At 48.4% G+C, this 19,179-nt stretch carries 16 protein-coding genes; 8 read left to right on the plus strand and 8 right to left on the minus strand.

Annotated features, from left to right (window positions below):
• Positions 1–52: 52 nt before the first annotated feature.
• Both F0220_RS05830 and F0220_RS05835 read left to right on the plus strand, forming a co-directional pair.
• Positions 53–1,372 carry a phytoene desaturase family protein gene (locus F0220_RS05830; RefSeq protein ID WP_105600835.1) on the plus strand — a complete coding sequence of 440 codons (1,320 nt, stop codon included), beginning with the start codon at positions 53–55 and terminating at the stop codon, positions 1,370–1,372.
• Positions 1,362–2,273: an RNA polymerase sigma-70 factor gene (locus tag F0220_RS05835; protein ID WP_105600834.1), complete on the plus strand. Its 912-nt coding sequence runs from the start codon at positions 1,362–1,364 to the stop codon at positions 2,271–2,273. The genes F0220_RS05830 and F0220_RS05835 overlap by 11 nt, the downstream gene beginning before the upstream one ends.
• Positions 2,274–2,374: 101 nt before the next feature.
• Here F0220_RS05835 and F0220_RS05840 read toward each other — a convergent pair whose 3' ends face one another.
• The gene (locus tag F0220_RS05840; protein WP_105600832.1) at positions 2,375–3,058 is read right to left on the minus strand and encodes a serine/threonine protein kinase; all 684 of its coding nucleotides are present in this window, start codon (positions 3,056–3,058) and stop codon (positions 2,375–2,377) included.
• 384 nt (positions 3,059–3,442) lie between these two features.
• Here F0220_RS05840 and F0220_RS05845 point away from each other — a divergent pair, with 384 nt between their 5' ends.
• Together F0220_RS05845 and F0220_RS05850 are read left to right on the plus strand one after the other, a co-directional pair.
• Positions 3,443–4,360: a PD-(D/E)XK nuclease family protein gene (locus F0220_RS05845; protein WP_091015629.1), complete on the plus strand. Its 918-nt coding sequence runs from the start codon at positions 3,443–3,445 to the stop codon at positions 4,358–4,360.
• Positions 4,344–4,559, plus strand: a complete 216-nt coding sequence (locus F0220_RS05850; protein WP_146117097.1) for a hypothetical protein — start codon at positions 4,344–4,346, stop codon at positions 4,557–4,559. The genes F0220_RS05845 and F0220_RS05850 overlap by 17 nt, the downstream gene beginning before the upstream one ends.
• Here F0220_RS05850 and ald read toward each other — a convergent pair.
• Positions 4,526–5,659 carry an alanine dehydrogenase gene (ald, locus tag F0220_RS05855; RefSeq protein ID WP_091015628.1) on the minus strand — a complete coding sequence of 378 codons (1,134 nt, stop codon included), beginning with the start codon at positions 5,657–5,659 and terminating at the stop codon, positions 4,526–4,528. The genes F0220_RS05850 and ald overlap by 34 nt on opposite strands.
• A 189-nt stretch (positions 5,660–5,848) precedes the next feature.
• On the opposite strand from ald, the gene F0220_RS05860 reads away from it, so the two are divergent.
• Positions 5,849–7,519 (plus strand): PucR family transcriptional regulator, encoded by a 1,671-nt coding sequence (locus F0220_RS05860; protein ID WP_105600831.1) that lies wholly within the window; start codon positions 5,849–5,851, stop codon positions 7,517–7,519.
• 59 nt (positions 7,520–7,578) lie between these two features.
• Here F0220_RS05860 and F0220_RS05865 read toward each other — a convergent pair whose 3' ends face one another.
• A complete protein-coding gene (locus F0220_RS05865) occupies positions 7,579–7,869 on the minus strand; it encodes a hypothetical protein (RefSeq protein ID WP_143786504.1) in 291 nt (96 codons plus the stop codon).
• 315 nt (positions 7,870–8,184) lie between these two features.
• On the opposite strand from F0220_RS05865, the gene F0220_RS05870 reads away from it, so the two are divergent.
• Positions 8,185–10,254: an nSTAND1 domain-containing NTPase gene (locus tag F0220_RS05870; protein ID WP_105600829.1), complete on the plus strand. Its 2,070-nt coding sequence runs from the start codon at positions 8,185–8,187 to the stop codon at positions 10,252–10,254.
• A gap of 46 nt (positions 10,255–10,300) precedes the next feature.
• On the opposite strand, the gene F0220_RS05875 is transcribed toward F0220_RS05870, so the two are convergent.
• From F0220_RS05875 to F0220_RS05895, 5 genes are all read right to left on the minus strand, one after another.
• Positions 10,301–12,016, minus strand: coding sequence for a sigma-54 interaction domain-containing protein (locus F0220_RS05875; RefSeq protein ID WP_105600828.1), 1,716 nt, complete (start codon positions 12,014–12,016; stop codon positions 10,301–10,303).
• Positions 12,017–12,529: 513 nt separating this feature from the next.
• Complete coding sequence (locus tag F0220_RS05880; protein WP_091015619.1) at positions 12,530–13,405, minus strand: SDR family oxidoreductase; 876 nt, start codon at positions 13,403–13,405, stop codon at positions 12,530–12,532.
• A 29-nt stretch (positions 13,406–13,434) separates the two neighbouring features.
• Positions 13,435–13,914, minus strand: a complete 480-nt coding sequence (locus F0220_RS05885) for a hypothetical protein (protein WP_105600826.1) — start codon at positions 13,912–13,914, stop codon at positions 13,435–13,437.
• A 126-nt stretch (positions 13,915–14,040) separates the two neighbouring features.
• Complete coding sequence (locus tag F0220_RS05890) at positions 14,041–14,598, minus strand: MarR family winged helix-turn-helix transcriptional regulator (protein WP_091015616.1); 558 nt, start codon at positions 14,596–14,598, stop codon at positions 14,041–14,043.
• Positions 14,599–14,867: 269 nt separating this feature from the next.
• Complete coding sequence (locus F0220_RS05895) at positions 14,868–15,791, minus strand: proline dehydrogenase family protein (protein WP_091015614.1); 924 nt, start codon at positions 15,789–15,791, stop codon at positions 14,868–14,870.
• Positions 15,792–16,110: 319 nt separating this feature from the next.
• Between F0220_RS05895 and pruA the strand changes: the two genes are divergently transcribed.
• Together pruA and rpoN are read left to right on the plus strand one after the other, a co-directional pair.
• Positions 16,111–17,658 (plus strand): L-glutamate gamma-semialdehyde dehydrogenase, encoded by a 1,548-nt coding sequence (gene pruA / locus F0220_RS05900; RefSeq protein ID WP_105600824.1) that lies wholly within the window; start codon positions 16,111–16,113, stop codon positions 17,656–17,658.
• A gap of 129 nt (positions 17,659–17,787) precedes the next feature.
• Positions 17,788–19,092: an RNA polymerase factor sigma-54 gene (gene rpoN, locus F0220_RS05905; protein WP_105600823.1), complete on the plus strand. Its 1,305-nt coding sequence runs from the start codon at positions 17,788–17,790 to the stop codon at positions 19,090–19,092.
• The last annotated feature ends 87 nt before the right edge of the window (positions 19,093–19,179 follow it).

Below are 19,179 nucleotides of genomic sequence, written 5' to 3' on the forward strand. Positions count from 1 at the left end.
AAAATGCTCCGTTCATCGTCATGTATGCATCAAGCGGAAGGGATTGATATACATGATACAGAATCACAATAAGCCGATATGGGATGTTGTCATCGTGGGAGCAGGCATTGCCGGATTAACCGCCTCGATATATCTGGCACGGGCGGGCCAGACTGTACTGTTGCTCGACAAAGGAAAACATCCCGGAGGCCGGGCTATTTCGACTGAGATCGCAGCCGCACGCGTAAACTTGGGAGCCCATGCTCTCAGTAAGAGTGCGCTTCCCATTCTGAAAGAGGTAGGTGTAACACCTACCGGATCAGTACCGAAACCGCCAGGCACATTGGTGTTCGAAGGAACAAACGGCGGTTATAGAGCGATTCCTCTAGCTCAGCTCTTGCTCGGATCGTTCTTGAAATGGCAGGAGAAGTGCCAGCTTCTCCGGTTCTACAGTTCTCTCCGAAAGGTAGATACATCCGTTTTGCATAACGTTAGTTTGCAGACTTACCTGGAAACCCTGGTTTCCAGTCCACGTGTACGTAGTGTCGTATTTGGGCTCGTTCGTTTGAGCACCTATTGCGATGCTCCTGATCAGGTAAGTGCTGGCGCTGTCATTGAACAACTCAAACAGGACCAAGTGTTGTATATAGATGGAGGCTGGCAATTCCTCGTTAGTCGGCTGACAGAACAAGCTCAGCAGGCGGGTGTATCCATCCGCACAAGCTCGGTCGTACGAGAAATTGTCGGAGGTTATCCCCAAATGATGGTTTCCTTAAAAGATGGTTCACAGTTGACGACTCGCCACGTGATATCCACTGCGGGTCCAATGGATACGTTAGCTCTCCTCAATCCCGCTCTTACACCCATGGAAGTGGAAGCCTATAAAAAGTTAACTCCTGTTCGTGCCGCGTGTCTGGATCTTGTCGTAACGGGGATGCCTCAACCAAAGACGAAATTTGTTTTAGGCGCCGATTACCCGTTGTACTACTCCAACCATTCCGCCGCGGCTTCCTTATCAGAGAACCCGGCAAACGAGGTTGTGCATGTCATGAAGTATTTGTCGGCTTCAATCCATTCGGACCCCACGCAGGATGAACACGAGCTTAAAGGCTTTCTTGATTTCATTCAGCCGGGGTGGCGCGAGCACGTCGTTCAGCAGCGTTTCCTTCCGCGAATGCTTGTCTCGCATGGCATCGTCACCGCAGCGAATGGCGGCCTCCCGGGCAGGCCTGGACCTGCGGTCAAAGGAAGACCCGGACTCTATGTTGCTGGCGATTGGGTAGGAGCTGAGGGGATGTTGATTAACGCCTCTTTAGCGAGCGCGAAAGAGGCTGCTCAAATGATAATAGCAGGTAGAGAAAAAGATAAGGAAGGGATGTATCATGGAGCTTGATTTGGTATACAGAACGTACAGACCTCTTCTTCTTTCCATCGCATATCGTATGTTAGGATCTGTCACTCATGCTGAGGATTTGGTGCAGGATGCATTTGTAACGGTACAACAGCAGGATATCCATAAGGAGGGTGGCCCTGTTCGTAACCTAAAAGCGTACTTATGCAAAATGGTTACGAACCGTTGTCTGGATTACTTGAAATCAACACGTAAAAAAAGAGAGGTATATATCGGACCATGGCTGCCCGAACCTCTAGTGCAAGACTACATGGTTGCTCCAGGATCGGCTTCAGCAGCGGGGCAGGATCCACTCCAAACGATTGAACTGGAAGATACGATCTCGTACGCCTTTCTTGTCATGCTTGATCGGCTAACTCCAATTGAGCGCGCGGTATTTGTTCTACGAGAAGCCTTCGAATTTGATTATTGCGATATTGCAAACTTCGTGAACAAGACGGAGCTGGGATGCCGCAAGATTTACAGTCGTCTCAAACGTAAAATCCAAGACGAGCCGGAAGTCGAGTTGACCCCCAGCGCACAGTCCGAGCAGCTTGCACTTCGTTTCCTCCAGGCCACCTCTACTGGTGATATGGAAGAGCTCTTCAGAATGCTTTCGGACGATATCGTGCTGTATAGTGATGGTGGCGGTAAAGTCATGGCAGCAATTAAACCCGTTACATCAAGCCAGCGAGTTCTTGCGTTCATTCAAGGGCTTGTATCCAAAAGTGACAGTAAGGGGGCTGTGCGGCTCGTCAAGATCAACGGACAACTTGGATTTGTATTAAGCAGCCCCTCCGAGGCATTCCCAACTGTTGTCAGTCTTGCGTTCAGAAACGACCGCGTTCAACGGATTTATCTCATGCGTAATCCAGATAAGCTGCGGCATTTGAATTTAGGGTAAGGTTCATTTGGGAGAGATGGCATTAGACAAACAAAACCCGGAGGATCGCCAATCTCTGGCGATTCTCCGGGTTATTTTATTGGAGTGAGTTTGCAACATGCTTATTTCATAAACCTGGAGAACAGACGATTGGCTTTCTTGGCGAGGTCGTCCATTTTGACGTTGGCATGATCAAGTTGATTGTACCCCCATTTGATCGTCTGCAGCATGCGCGGAGATATGGGCGTTCCTTTAATCCGCGGATAGATATTGTGATAAGCCCAGACGAGATGCTCCCAGCGATTGTCATTGCCGTCCTGAATATACTCGGATACGTCAATCACTTTCCCGCGCCCGTTCTGGAGAATTACATTTTTCAGATGAATGTCGCGAGGGTTCAGCCCACGGCTGCGAACGGCTTCTCGCGCTGCGTCCACATCAAGCATCACCTGCTCGGGGACGGGGATTCCCTTTTCCAAACATTCCAGCAAGGTATCCCCGGGTTCAAAACTGATCACAAGCACATTCCGGCCGCTGCCATAATAGGTAGGGAAGTATGGGAGACCTTTGAGCTGCTCGTATACCTGTTTTTCATTTTCGAGTTTGTCCAAGGCATGATCCGAGTACATCTTGAAGGCATACTGCGGCAAGCCGTCATACGTAAATACAGCCGCATCCGTACCGGTGCCAATGCAATTCAATCCTTCTACATCGCCGATGATGTTCACGAGCTCATTCCGGTCGCTTCCGATGACTTGGATCTGTTGTAGTGCTTCTTCCGCCTGGAACCAATCCGGTCGATTCATGGGTGGTGCCTCCTTTTAGGATATGCCTGTACAATTTTTTTTCATATAATCTTTTTCTAATTAGCTTGTCTGGGGTTCGTTAGATTCCGTAAAACCTCGTGATCCACGTGATAAGGTGTGTGAGATTCGTTAGCACTGGCCCCGGGCTATACCCGTACTAGCATCCAGGTCCCGGATTCGCTGCCCTCTATGAAGTATATTAAGCGTTCTGCTCCGCAATTTCATCTTTTGGTGATGTTACTATATAAACGATACGGATCGAATCGGAAACGGTTGCGTCTGAAGAAAATAACGGAAGCGCGCTTGCGGCAATGTTGCCCTGGCTTTATACTGTGAGCATTAAGGATCTCATGCGGATCCGGCATACAGAAAGGCAGATTTTTTATGGCACAATACCCGCAGTGGTCTTATTCGCAGTCGCGGGCGAGTATGTTCGATGAGTGCCTGCGCAAATATTATTATCATTATTACGGTGCCCATAACGGCTGGAAGACAGACTCTGCTGATGAGATGCAGGTTCGTCTGTACCGTTTGAAGCAGCTCAGCAATCTGTACCTTGTCTTCGGGGACCTCGCGCATCGGATGTGTGAGTCGGCAGTACGCAGCAGGGAAGAGGGCAAAGATAAACCGCGTGAACATTTCCTGGAACAGACGATACGCAAGCTGCTGAATCAGGCGTATGTGGAATCCATGGACACGGATCAGTGGCGGCTTAACCCCAAGAATCGCACGATGCTGTCCGAGATCTATTACGGCGATGATACGTTGAATGACCGGATCGCCACGATTAAGGAACGGGCTTCGGCCTGTGTCAGTAACCTGTACCAGACGCTTACATGGGAGGACTTGTCCCGGGCAAGTACGGACATTCTGGAGATTGAGAAATGGGATACCATGATGCTGCACGATACACGCGTTTATGTGAAGATGGACTTATTGTATCGGCGCAGTAACGGCAATATTGTCATTGTGGACTGGAAGACAGGCAAGGAAGATGACTTCTCGGATCAGCTAATGCTGTACGCATCCTATGTGAGAGAGCACTACCGGGTTCCTTTGGAGCAGATTGAGCTGCGAGTGGAGTACCTGTTAACCGGGAAGCACCGAGAGTTTACCGCAACGGAAGAGGATATACAGAAGGTAGAAGAGAACGTAGGGCGTTACATCGAGGAGATGCGATCCTGCGTGGAGGATGAGTATTATAACCGCCCCAAGGAGGTCACCTACTTCACAGCGATGCCATCGCACCGGTCTTGCCGGGATTGTAACTTCCGCGAAGTATGCAGTGAGCGAGCAGTCTGAAGCACCAAAACCGGAGACCAAAAGGCCTTATGCCAACCAACAAGCTATCCTATATGTGAAAAAAATCAAGAAGCGCCAGCCGGGTACATCATCTGCCCGACTCGCGCTTCTATTGCGTTCCACAGGCCTGGCGACTATACGCCGGGTGGAACGATCAGTTCAAGATTACTGGACGGCGGCGGCATTCTCCAGCGCCTGACCCGCAGGAACATAGGCATGCCCGAGATCCCGGGCAACCGCCTCATAAGTGATGTGTCCATTCAGCGCATTGACCGCGCTGCGAATGGACGAACTGCCGCGAATCGCGGCGGCTGCACCGTGGTTGGCCAGCTGCAGCGCATAAGGCATGGTGGCGTTGGTCAGCGCCACCGTAGATGTACGCGGCACAGCGCCTGGCATGTTCGCCACCGCGTAATGCACGACACCATGTTTCACATAGGTCGGTTCATCGTGGGTTGTGATATGATCAATGGTCTCAACGATCCCACCCTGATCAATCGCCACATCCACAATGACCGAACCCGGTGCCATCGTCTTAACCACTTGCTCGCTGACAAGTGTTGGCGCCTTGGCGCCCGGAATCAGCACCGCACAAATCAACAGATCTGCCGCCGCAACAGCTGTTGCAATGTTGGACGGGCTGGATACCAGCGTGTGGATCTGATTGCCAAAGATATCATCCAACTGGCGCAGACGATTCAGATTCAGATCAAGGATGGTTACATCCGCTCCAAGGCCAATGGCAATCTTGGCTGCATTTGTTCCCACCGTACCGCCGCCAATAATGACCACTTTCCCCCGACTGACACCGGGTACACCGGACAACAGAATACCCTTCCCACCTTCGGTCTTCTCCAGTAACTGTGCTCCGATCTGGGAGGCCATGCGGCCTGCAACTTCACTCATAGGGGTTAGCAGGGGAAGAGCACTGTTGACCTCCAACGTCTCATACGCAATAGCCGTTACCCGACTTTTAATAAGGGCTTTGGCAAGCTCCGGTTCCGCTGCGAGGTGCAGGTAGGTGAACAGAATCAGTCCCGGACGAAAATATCCATATTCACTGGCAAGTGGTTCTTTCACCTTGATGATCATATCGGCTTCGGTCCACACGGACTTGGCATCAATCCGAATCTCGGCGCCCGCAGTTTGATATTCATGATCCGTGAATCCACTGCCGATCCCGGCGCCTTGTTCAATCAGTACCTGGTGACCGGCTCTGATGAAATCAGCAGCCCCGGCTGGAGTCATTGCTACACGATTCTCATTATTCTTGATTTCTTTGGGAATTCCGATTCTCATCACCATGCACCTCGTCCATTTATTGGTTGTTAGCTTATACTACAAGTTTATGACTTGAATAATCGTTTTGCACCTTACTTGATGTCTAATTTTTAGGGATTGAACTCAACATATTGTCGAAAAAGACTGTCCAGGACATTTGTCCATGGATTATAATGTAAGAAAAAATAACACGAAGAGGGATCGCCATTGCGAAATGACCGTGTGTTTACGATCAAAGATATCCTTGCACGTCCGGTATTTGGCCGAGCACGACTAGCGGCAGGGAAGGATGGAGTGAACCGTCAGGTTGGCTGGGTTCATGTATTGGAGATTACGAATGTATCTCCATTCGTAAGCCCCCATGATCTTATTTTATCCACTGGACTGTGGCTTCAATCGGAAGAAGGGCGTGAAGAGTATCTGCTTCAGCTCATTGGCAGTGAGGCAGCGGGGTTATGTGTGGAGTTTGGTACCAGCATATACGGGATCCCGGAAGAACTGATTGAACTGGCGGACAGACACCAGTTTCCGCTGATCGTATTTGAGCAACCGGTCCGTTTTGTCGAGATTACACAGGATATTCACTCTCTGCTCATTAATCATCAACATCAACTGCTGAAAAGTCTCGAAGCATACTCCCGTCAGCTTCAGCAACGAACATTACAGAGTACGGATATGTCTGCTGTGCTGAACCTGCTACATGAGTATGCCGCCAAACCGGTGGTGTACATTTCGTCCATGGAGCCGGGCAGTTTTGTGCCCGAACTTCTTCCGGAGATGGAACAGGCCATCTATACCTGGTATGAGCAGGAGGTAGAACATCTGGATTTGAATGATTCAGATACCGAATTATGGTTCCACATAGACGAAGAGAAGGCTCTGTTGTGTCATCCGGTCGTCTGTTTTGGCCAGGTATTTTCGGCTGTAGGCATGATTGTACATCCCGCAGCTCCAGTAGAATATCTCAAGCTGTTGCTCGATTATACGGCGAAGGCGGCGGCAGCGCTCACGCTTCGTTCCCAGTTTCTTGAGGAGAAGATGGTCCGCAATCAGAATGAACTGATCCAGGATCTGATGAATGGCAACATCCATCAGGAGGAACAGGCTCAGACTCGAATGGGGCTTCGTTTGCTGGTGAAGGGGCAGTACTGGTTTGCAGGAGGGGTCATCGAGATTGAGCATCGATTGAAGGGTACAGGCCGGGAGCGAATGGAAGCGAATCATCAGGATGTTCTTGTCCTGCTGCGTTCCCTGCTCAAGAAGAATAATCTGCCTAGCTTGATTATGCTGAAGAACAACCTGGTATATCTGTGCTGTGCGAAGGAAGCGGTAACGGCCGCTGCACGTCATCAACTGCTGCGATTACTGGAAGGGATTGCCCAGGATGTAAAACGGTTTGCCAATCGTAACTTGAAACAGGTTATGATTCATGTGGGATTTGGCAAGTTACGCAACCGTTTGACCAGCCTGCCGGAGAGCCTTCAGGAGGCCTACCAGGTGATCGAAGTTTCGAGATCGGTAGATTCAATGGAACATGTTCACTTTTACGAACGTATGGGTATATATCAAATGTTAAAGGCGTTACCCCAATCCTTCCTGCAACCCTTTGTCCAGGATCACCTGGGTATGTTGATTGAACATGACCAAACGCATCACCTGCGATTGGTAGAGACGTTAGATGCTTACCTGCAGAACTTTGGTTCCAAGCGGGATGCGGCCGCCCAGTTATTTATTCATCGGCAAACGTTGTACAACAGACTGGAGAAGCTGGAAGAACTGATGGGTCCAGGTTACATGGATCAAGGGAGAAGAATCTGTCTGGAGATGGCGCTGCTCGCGCACGCGATGATTGAGAATGGACAGTGGCAATCCTCTTGATGAGGTGAAAGGGATGCAGGACAGACTGTGCATCGATCTTACACTACCTTGAGCACAGTCTAGCAGTTTTTACTAATTCGCCGGGTATGTCGTAATGAAGCAGGCAGGCGTTGCAGAGTGGAAGTGGAGCGTCGGCCCCGAAAAAGCTTCGTTTGACCGGAGGAAGGTGCCAGTGATAATGAAGAAGGAGCAGCCAGCCGATACGGGGGTGACGACCGGTCGGGACGTCCTTCCTGTTCTGCTTCATTGTCCTCCATTGAAATGCCACTTTGGTGCAGCCATTCATTAAGTCGTTTGGGATTGATTCCAAGTTGTCCGCTCAGATTACAGATATCGAGGTTTATTCTCACACAAATCCGCCTTTCCTGGAATATCGGGCTGGTAGTAGGGAATGAAAGGGAAGCATGAATTCGAGATCAGTAAATGCTCATATGCATGTTGGCTGTGTTTGATCGGCGGAATGATTCATTACGTTGAGAAGAAGCGTGGAGGCGTCTATATACCGTGTTAAACGTTTCCATGTCCGCTGTTTTGAATATTTCCTATAAATTGGCTTTTAACAAGATTCTATCACTTCACATGCAATTGCGCGTCTCAATATAGTCTCAATTTTGTGAGAAAAAAAAGTATATTAAAAGTACCAGTATCTAGTACGGAGGACATATATGGGAAACAGTACTGAGGCTCAATACGACAAATATGTTGAGGATGGCAAACGTTTCATTGGTCGAACCAAAGAACTGACGACACTGGAGCGGTGGTTCAATCATCCGGAAGCCCCATTAACCATATTTTCAATTACGGGCATGGGAGGCATTGGTAAATCTTCCTTGCTTTCAGAGATGTTATCTGTCTCTCGGGATCGAGGTGCGACGGCAATCTGGATGGATGGTCGATCATGTGGGGCGACTCCTTCCGTTTTTATGGATTATTTGTCCTCTACATTAGGCTTGGAAACAATGGATAGTGAAGGATACCCGCGACCACTCAGCTTGCTGAAAGACACTTCGGTCGATAAACGATTGGTTCTGGCCGTGGATAATTATGAAGAACTCGCACTGCTGGAAAGTTGGTTCATGGAAGTCTTTATATCCAAACTTCCGTTAAGAGGCATACTTGTCATTCTTGCATCACGCCCGGAACTGGCATCCACCTGGCGGACACATCCCCGATTACATCAGAGGTTTATACAGATGCGGCTTCAACATTTCACAATTGATGAGATTACGGAATATATCACGGTGGCAGGCTTTCTGAATCAGGGGATGGCAGGTACCATTACGAGAATGACCGATGGACATCCGCTGGGACTGGCCCTTGCTGTAGAAGCTGCGGATCAGAGGAGGAATCTTCCACAGTCCGAATGGGCTGAACTGTCGCATATGATCAGTGCTCGATTATTATTGGAGCTTACGACGCCCCGTCTGCATCCCGTAGTGGAGGTACTGACACTGCTTGAGACAGCCAATCAGGAATTATTATCATCCGTATTGGATATGACCGTGACAAAAGAAGAGTATCATATGTTGAGACAGATGTCGTTTATCCGTTCCGGCCCGGATGGTCTTGCCCTGCATGATATGGCCAGGGTGCATCTGTTGCGGGATTTCCGTCAACGTGAGCCACATCGGTTGCAGAGCATGCGTATCAAAATTGCGAAGTTACTGAAACAGCTGCATGAACAGGCAGGGTGCCATGAGCGTCGGCAAATAGCCCGTAAAATGCTGTTGCTCTGTCAGGAATCGATGCTTCAACACCGTAAATACGCGGATGTGTCTCGTGATTCCTTGTTCTCGCCTCTTGAACCGATGAGAAGCGAGGACCTGCCAGTTTTACAGAGTTTGTTACAGCAATGGTGCGATTACAGCGTGGAACCATGGCAGGCATTATCCTATGGCCCCTTCCTGGATGAACTGGCACAACGTTATCCCGAAGGGATCGTATTGATGCGTGACAAGCTCGGCGAGACGATCGCCATGTTTATCACAGTACTTGTACATAGGGATAGCAGTGAGCTGCTCCTGAAATATTTTCCAAATGAGATACATGAATGCTTCACACCACAGGAGCTTGAGAGTGATCCGGATCAGAGTGATACGCACTTTGCTTTGCTGGCTGCGGCAAGAGATGACGTGCCGGGTTATACACGAGAAGAACTGGTAGGATACATGGCACTAGACCGACTGTCTCTGCTGGGTGATGGTGCGCGAGCCATGCTCGTTGCAACGAACCCTCACCTAAAACTATTTTTGCAAAGTATTGGATTCCGGATGCGAAGAACCCGCACTCGTGTCTGTGACAGATATGAAGACCAAGCGGACGTACTTGATTTGGATTTGCGTAGTGGACAATTCGGAGAGTGGGTCATGTCTCTGCTTGATCCGGAATCAACAGAGAATCGGATACAGCCGGAAACAACGGAATTGGATGGTGTAATCTGGACTGAACAGGATGTTCGCAAGATGTTGGGGGATCTTCGTTCCCCGGGAGAATTGCATGAATATGCTGGCAGGGTTAGAGGAGTAAAGGATGGAATCCAGTTACAGCTGTATGTCATGGATCTGTTGGAAGGCAGAGTACATGGCCTTTCTCCACAGGATCAGATGCTGTTATACGCGGCCTACTGGACGCATGCTGGCAATCCAACTGCCGCAGCCCAGACGTGTTCCATGAGTCGGGCGACATTCTATCGCCATATCAGAACAGCGCTGACTCGCTTGGCGCGGATTTTGTAGGGTTCTATTCATTCATATACTTATAATAAAGACAAGAAGAGGCTGGTCATAGACCAAGCCTCTTCATGCGATTATAGAGCGTTGCCCTGGAGATGCCAAGTTGCTTGGCGAGTGTTCGTTTGTTGCCACCTGCTGCTTTCAGATATTGAATTAGAAGTTGGGCCTCATGGGTGTCCAATTTTTGCTGGTAGGTAACACCGGAGACAAGTTCGGAATCATCGGAGTGATCTAATTCGTCCACATTTGCAACCGCTCGAGGTTCTTTTTCTGCTCTTGCTCCCACCGAATCCTGACGTTGCTGATTTTCGCTCTTGGCATGTGAATGAAATCCAGATGTCAGTTGAACTTCGGACTGTTCTTGCATCGTGAGGGAAGTGAGGGTATCAGGCAGATATTCCTGCTTCACCTCACCATCTGTCGTCAGAATGGTCAGGCGTTCGATCACATTTCGTAATTCACGTACATTGCCTGGCCAATCATATTGGAACAGCAACTTGAACACTTCAGGTGGAACCAACTCAATATGACGGTTATAGAGCAATGAGAATTCTTGAAGGAACGTCTGGGTTAATTCATATATATCTTCCTTGCGCATACGCAGAGGAGGGATGACAAGGTTAATGACATTCAGTCGATAGTAGAGATCTTCTCGGAATTGATTGCGGGCAATCATACGCAGTAGATTCTGGTTGGTCGCAGCGATAATCCGGCAGTCGGCCTGTTTCACTCGTGTTCCCCCCACAGGAAAGTAACTCTTCTCCTGTAACACCCGAAGCAGCTTCACTTGCAATTCCAATGGCATCTCACCGATCTCATCCAGAAAAAGAGTACCCCCTTCGGCAAGCTCAATCTTGCCCTTTTTCCCTTTGGGATCCGCTCCGGAAAATGCACCTTTCTCGTAGCCGAATAATTCACTTTCAAACAATGATGCAGGGATTGCCCCGCAGTTAATAGCGATGAACGGTGCAGTCTGCAATTCACGGAGATCATGAATGGCTTTGGCGAATAACTCCTTGCCTGTGCCGCTCTCCCCGAGAATAAGTACGGTTGCTGAGGTGGTACTGATCTTGCGAATGGTCTCCATGCACTGCTTGATGACCGGGCTGCTGCCCTTGATTCTGGCAAATGGATCTAATTCGGGACGTAGCCGAGCAACGGCTTTCTCCAGATGCTGGACTTTGGAGGTCATATGTAATAGTTCCTGATGTAGTCGGATTTCAGTTGTTATATCCACTTCGGCAGCAACTGCACCCACAATATGTCCATCCAGTTGGACCGGACGAGCATTAATCAGGGCGAAGAGGTCGGGCCGTGGCTGATGCTGTTTGCGATAGACCGTTTCGCCGGTATACAACGTCTTGAGAGATTGTAACCGATCTGGAGGGAAAAAGTCCGCTGCGGGTTGTCCAATGATGTCTTTTTTGCTGATCGAAAAAACATGCTCCGCGCCAGTTGTCCAGTAGGCCACTTTGGCATCTTCATTAATTAATGTCAGAGCTGAACCCGCTGTCTCCAGTGTGGTCTCAAAATAAGCTTCTATCAGGCGATGCGCATGCATCATGGCATGCAAAACATCGGATACGGCGATATATCCCAATAGGGGTCCATCATCCTGAATGAATAAATAAGAAGATGTGTCGAATAAGCAGAAGGCATCTATCAACGATGTTGAGGACGGTATGGTAAGTGTGGAGAGGTCTGTATCCAGAACATCCATATCCGTACGCAGTAAAGACATTAAATCTGGAAGTAAATGTTTCATCGATATCACCTCAGTTAGGGCATAACTTTCAGAACTGTACCTATTACAAGGAACTCTTATGATCTGAGTAGATGGAAATATTTGAGTGAGATAGTTATCCATATTATAGCTTTCAAAGTGAAGTGTGTATAGATTTTTTGACATGAATCATACATAAGACAATCGGAAATAGTGGTTAATTTTGTTTTTGTAATGCTGAACTACGCGGTGTTTTTCATCGTGGCAGGTGTACAGGCGAACCAATTCACCCTTTATCAAAACGGAGCCCATTCATTACGGAATCATTCACTGCATCGGCAGTTGATCTGCAGACCCTAGCAGGCGGAATACAGATCAATGCGAATGCCTCTATCCTAATGCTACAATTAGGTTAACTTTTGAATAATAAATGGGTGTGTCCAGAAAATTAGACATTTAAAATTGTGGTTCTCTCTCTTTTAATTAGTGGTTGACAGTCTTCGGACGTAAATCATGGGAAGTTCTTAACTTTTCCTTATCTCATGTATGACTTGGTTACAGCCTCGGTTTAAATGTATCTTGATGCTCTCTCAGGAATGCATCGAGCGAGCGCGGCACTCTGCCAAGCAAGCGTTGAACGGTATCCGTCGGCTTCTCTGGCACAACTGTAGACATCGTCTGAATTTCCACAACGTGGTCTGCAAGCCAAGGAGGCATCTGTCCATGTTCGATCAGATCCGTTCGAAGCTCCTCGGGTTTGAGGTTGAGGAATCCGATCGGTCGATTGAACAGGGTGGACATTTTATCTGCAATCTGTGCATAAGTGAATGCTTCGGAACCCGTCAGCGTATAGATGCGGTTCGCTGGTTTGGCTCTAGTCAGCACTTCTGTGGCAATATCTGCGATGTCTCGGCAATCAATGAAGTTGCATGGGGAATCTCCAATGCAGCCGAAGAATACATCTTGGGTTGTAATGGTTGGTGCGAGTCGGAGCAGATTTTGCATAAAAGCATAGGGCCGCAGCATCGTATATGTCATCCCGGATTTCACTAGAGCTTGCTCGATTTGTTCATGCCAGCCTGCTACAGCTACTGGTGAACGTTCGTCATATGCTGGGCTGGATATTTTGACGACATGCTCCACTCCTTCTTGCACAGCCATCTGAATAATGGATGTCTCTAGTTCCACTTGTTTAGGGTCGTTGGATAATGCTAGAAATAGTTGACTGGTACCCGCCAAAGCTCTGCGCATCGATTCGGAATCATTTGCATCGGCAGCACAGGTTTCAATCCCGGACAATGCCAAGTCCGCCATTTGTTGACGAAGCTTATCCGGCTTTCTACTTACTGCCCGTACGGGAATACCTCTTTCCAGCAAACGTCTCAAAAGTGCATTTCCAATCATGCCTGTTGCTCCAATAATAGTAATCATGTTTCAATCTCTCCTTATAATGAACTTGTTTATTTGGTAATGTAAGTTCGCCAGCGCCATGACATGATCGTACAAGCTATTGCACCGGACAATGGAAAATCGAACCCAATATGATCCAACCAAGCCCATGAAGAACTCGGGTTTACGATCTGCAATACATTAGAAATCCCCCATGCCGCCACAAAGCCAAACCCCGCGCCTGCAAGTGCCAAGCAACCCACCACAATGACTCGGGGTGCTTTCGTCACCCACCGTGTGCGGTTCTCACGGTTGCGAAGCCAGAGTCCGGCCCATAGAGCCATAAGCAGAGACGCCCCTCCAATCGTTGTTAAAGCTCGTAACTGAAGGACTTTATCAGCGGTAACGATTCCCCCGATGCTTGCCATGATGGCAGGAGACAAGTAGGCCGGGATTAATTCACGCCACAGCACAAAAGGTTTTTGGGGAGGATTAGCGGCTTGGTTTGGATAAGCTTCCTCGGAATGAACGGGGTCATTAAGGTTAACCATATCACTACTCCTTTTTTTGTATAGAAATCACTAATTTGCTTTCATCTATATATAATTAGGTACCTAACTATATGGGGTGAAAATGGGCTAGTTGAACTAGCCCGGTTCCCTTTCTTCGTTATGCTCCTAGGATTTTGGTTCGAAGAAGTCACGTGACTCATCTGTAAGTGCAGCAATACCTTGTGTAACACGCCCCAGCAGGTTGAGAAACACACTCCTTTCCTCGATCGTAAGTAATCCGACCATCGCTTCCAGTCTGGCAAAATGTTCCGCAGCCATATCCGTTAGCTTCTTTGCACCTTTGGCGGTCAAAATGACTGACTTCTGACGACCATCAACGGAACTCGTCCGACGAGCAACCAGTCCGTCTCGTTCTAAAATCTCGATTAGACCAGTTACAGTAGCACGGGTTACACCCAGATTTTCCGCCAGTTGGGAGGGCAGTTCTTCCCCTTCGTGATCTTCAAGATCTGCCAACAGACGATATCGACCTGTAGATAAACCGAATCTGGAGAAATGGATTTCCGCAGCATGCCCAAGTTTGGCTCCTGCTACCATCAGTCTGGATGCGACAAGCACGGCTTGTGCATCCACGTCTAATTGATAGCGATCAACCTGACGCTTCGTTTGTACTAACGAAGGGATGAGGTACATATCAGTTGTTGATTTGTTTTGATTGTCCATAAATATAGTATGGTACCTAACTATATAGTTGTCAACTTTTGTTTAGACCATTCTATCCAGAAGCCAGGGATATATGAAGAAGCTTTATTTTGTTGATTTGGTCGATTTTCAGAATTTGGAGCCATTTTATGACGGAATAACGTTACTGAGGTTCCTAGGTTGGATGCTCTGGTAAAGTGTTCTTACTGAAAAAACCATGTGCCCAGAAAAAAAGAGGCAACATGGTTTTCTTTTGTCTTTTTTCATATATTGATCCAGATGGAGAATAATTATCGGAACATATTCTTAACGACCATCCAGAGATTAGCCGGTTTTTCGGCCAAACGGCGGGTATAGTACGGATACCACATGGTGCCATAAGGTACGTAACAGCGAATGCGATAACCTTCTTTGGCGAGACGTTCCTGTTCGCTCATGCGCAGACCATATAACATCTGGAATTCAAAGGCATCCGGCGAGATTCCCCGATCCTTGGCGTATTGTTTCGTCCAGTTAATGATGTGATCATCATGCGAGGCAACCGCAGTGTATACACCCTGATCGAGGTGATTACGAATCATCGTTTTGAATTGATGAATGACTTCAGAAGTATTCTGATAGGCGACTGATCCGGGTTCTTTGTAAGCACCTTTAACCAGTCGAAGCCGGATGCCTTCCCGAATCATATCGCGTGTATCTTCTTCGGTGCGATGCAGGTAGGCTTGCAATACTGTGCCCGTATTGTGCAGTCCTTCCGAGTGCAGTCTTCGAACAATATCCAGCGTTGCTTGAGTAAATGGACTATCCTCCATATCAATTCGGACAAATAGATCATGCAATTTGGCTTGTGCGGCAACGGCCCGGATATTTCGATAGCCCTCTTCCGGGTCCAGTGCGAGGCCCATCTGGGTTGGTTTCAGTGAGACGTTGGAGTCTACACCTTCACGTGCGATGCCTTCTACCAGTCGTACATACTCATCCCTGTACAATGCCGCTTCGCTCAGGCGGGTGATGCCTTCGCCAAGATGATCGAGCGTAGCCATAATGCCTTTATTATTGAGTATGCGGATCTCTTCGAGAGCTTCTTCCAAGGTGTTTCCTGCAATAAATTTGCCTGCCAGCTTCTTACCATATCTAATGGACAGGTTCTCTACAGCTTTGTTGCCTGCCACGGTTAATAAGGTTTTGCGATATATTTCCGTTCCCACACTCATTTTCGTCTCCTCCTTCAGCATTGTGCATCCTTAATTCAAGCAAGAAACGTGCCAGATTTGGCGATGGTCTACTATTTTTCATGGAGATTTTAACTTTATAAAAAGGAATCAAAAAATCTGGGGATAACAGCGATTGGAAGGTTGTTCTGTCATCGGAGTGGGCAGTGTGAACTTTCTTTAGTTAAATTTAATAAGAAAAATATTTCAGTTCCAACCGGAGTTGGCACGGATTTTGCTACATATATTTGGTGATGAGTACCATGCAAAAAAATTCAGGCGAGCAGCCAGCGAACCCCACATCCTGAAGGAGGAATCATTGATGAATATCCCTTTTGTTAACGAACCATTCACACCCTTTGCGGTCCAGGCGAACCAGGAAGCATTTGAAGACGCACTTCGTCAGGTAGAAGCTGAACTTGGGCAGGAATACCCGATTATTATTGGTGGGCAAAAAATAACAAGCAGCCGCACGTTAACGTCCGTGAACCCCGCGGCCAAGAATCAAGTTGTCGGTACGATCCATCAGGCAGATCAGGAATTGGCCGAAAAGGCCATTCAGACAGCAGCGGAGACATTCCACACTTGGAAATATACCGATCCGAATGAACGGGCTCGTTATCTGTACAAAGCAGCTGCCATTATGCGCCGTCGCAAGCATGAATTCTCCGCATGGATGGTCTATGAAGCCGGCAAGACCTGGCCTGAAGCCGATGCGGATACAGCGGAAGCCATTGATTTTATGGAATTCTATGCACGGGATATGCAGCGACTGAGTGAACCCCAGCCCCTCGTGCGGATTGCAGGGGAAGATAATGAACTGAGTTATATACCGCTGGGTGTTGGCATTGTTATTCCACCTTGGAATTTCCCGCTGGCGATTATGGCAGGCATGACCTCTGCTGCACTGGTCTCCGGCAACACGGTGGTGTTAAAGCCAGCAAGTACAACTCCTGTGATTGCGGCGAAGTTTATGGAACTGCTCGCAGAAGTGGGCTTGCCAGATGGCGTCGTCAACTTTTTACCAGGGCCAGGTAGTGAAGTTGGTGATTATCTCGTGGATCATGCGCTCACCCGGTTTATCAGTTTCACCGGTTCGAGAGATGTAGGACTGCGAATTAATGAACGTGCAGCACGTACAGCTCCAGGCCAGAAATGGATCAAACGGGTCATTGCAGAGATGGGCGGCAAGGATTCCATCGTTGTAGACAGTGACAGTGATCTGGAGCTTGCGGCAGAGTCCATTACCACTTCGGCATTTGGTTTCTCAGGACAGAAATGTTCGGCGTGTTCCCGTGCCATTATTCATAAGGATGTATATGATGAAGTATTGCAAAAAGTGATTGAACGGACACAGAAACTGACGATGGGCAGTCCACTTGAAGTTGGCAGTCAGGTCGGGCCGGTTATTGATGACAAGGCATATGCAAAGATCACGGAATATATTGAAATCGGCAAGGGTGAGGGGCGTCTTGTGCACGGTGGCGGGACAGGGAATGTTGAAGGTTATTTCATTGAACCAACCATAATTGCCGATGTTGACCCGAAAGCCCGGATTGCTCAAGATGAGATTTTTGGACCTGTGCTTGCGTTCATCAAAGCAGAATCTTTCCAGGATGCTTTGGATATCGCCAATAATACAGACTATGGTCTGACCGGCGCGGTGATCTCACGTAATCGTGAACATCTGGAACAGGCAAGACGCAAATACTTTGCGGGTAATCTGTATTTCAACCGGAAATGTACCGGAGCACTGGTGGGCACGCATCCATTTGGTGGATTTAACATGTCAGGTACGGATTCCAAGGCAGGTGGAAGAGACTATCTACTGCTGTTTACACAGGCGAAGCTGGTATCGGAGAAATACTAAACAGATTATCCATGATCCGACTGAAATCTGCTTACAATCGTTTGAATAGTATGCTATTATCCCTGCAAATCCTTTTGTTCGTATAAGAAACACAGATGCTTATTGCCGAAGGCATAAGGAGGGTAACGGATGTTAGGTGTTCAGTTGGTACAGGAACAACGTATTCGGCTGTCCATCACGCCGGAGATGAAACAATCCTTTCATTTGCTAACGATGTCCGGACAGGATCTGACTCGTTACTTGCTGGATGCGACGGAAGAAAATCCAGTTCTTGAACTGGAAGAACAAGCTGCGCCCCTCGCCCGGATTCCACGGCGAATGGACCAGCGCAGGTATGATTCCTACGATCCGCTGCTTCAGGTCAGAGGTGCAGAACCTACACTGGAAAAGTTGCTGATTGCCCAAATTCGAGTGATGACACTTCCAGTCGAAATGGAAAATATGGCAGTATATTTGGCAGGGTGCGTTAATGATGATGGTTATCTGACAGTTGAACTGGCAGAGGTGCAAGCAGCAATTGAGCAACCGATGAGCAAAATTGCAGCGGGACTGGAGGTTCTCCAATCACTGGACCCTGCTGGTGTAGGGGCCCGGAATTTGCAGGAATGTCTGTTGCTCCAGATTAGACGTGATTCATCGGCTGCGCTGTATGCGGAGTGGATGGTGGAAGCGGGATTGGAAGCGCTGGTTCCTTTTCACCCAGGTAAAACAGGGAGTCGATTAGGCATGACTTCACGGGAAGCTCAGACTGCCTATGACTATATTACACGTCTTGACCCCAAGCCCTGTCGATCCATCGGATGTACAGAAAGACCACATTACATTATTCCAGATGCCATCGTAGGGTTGCGTAACGGTGAGGCCCATTTTAGCCTGCATGTGGCAGGTAACCCTCGTGTATCGATGAATGAAGCGTGCATCCGCTGGATCAGGGAAGAGGCTCCGGACACAATCTGGTCTACCCGCGTGGCAGAGGCGAGGGCGATCATTCGGAGTGTACACCTGCGGCGCAGGACTTTAGTGCGTGTGCTGGCGGCAGTGATGGAAGAGCAGAAGCACTTTTTGGTCAAAGGCCCATCCGCGCTAAAACCACTTAATCTGGCTGTTATTGCAGAGAAGATTGGCATGCATGAATCAACGGTAAGTCGTGCGGTGAACGGTAAATACATTGAGACCCCGCACGGTGTATATGAACTCAGAGCTTTTTTTGCCTCGGGAATCCGTACAACGTCAGGGGATAAAACATCAGCATCAGCGGTGAAACGTAGATTAAAAGAAATCATTCGCACGGAACAGGCTCAGCGTCCATACTCGGATAGTCATTTAGCCACAGTGCTCGCCGAGGAGGGGATTGTCATCTCCCGCAGAACGGTTGCCAAGTACAGGGAGGAACTTCAGATTCTGCCTTCCCTTGAGCGTAAACAGTGGGCTTAATCGAATAGCTGGCGTCCTATCTTCTCTGAATAAAAGAACCCCCGCAAACCGGATGAACGGTCTGCGGGGGTTCTTGGTAATTATTCG

The sequence above is a fragment of the Paenibacillus sp. 37 genome (assembly GCF_008386395.1).
Taxonomy (GTDB): Bacteria; Bacillota; Bacilli; order Paenibacillales; family Paenibacillaceae; genus Paenibacillus; species Paenibacillus amylolyticus_B.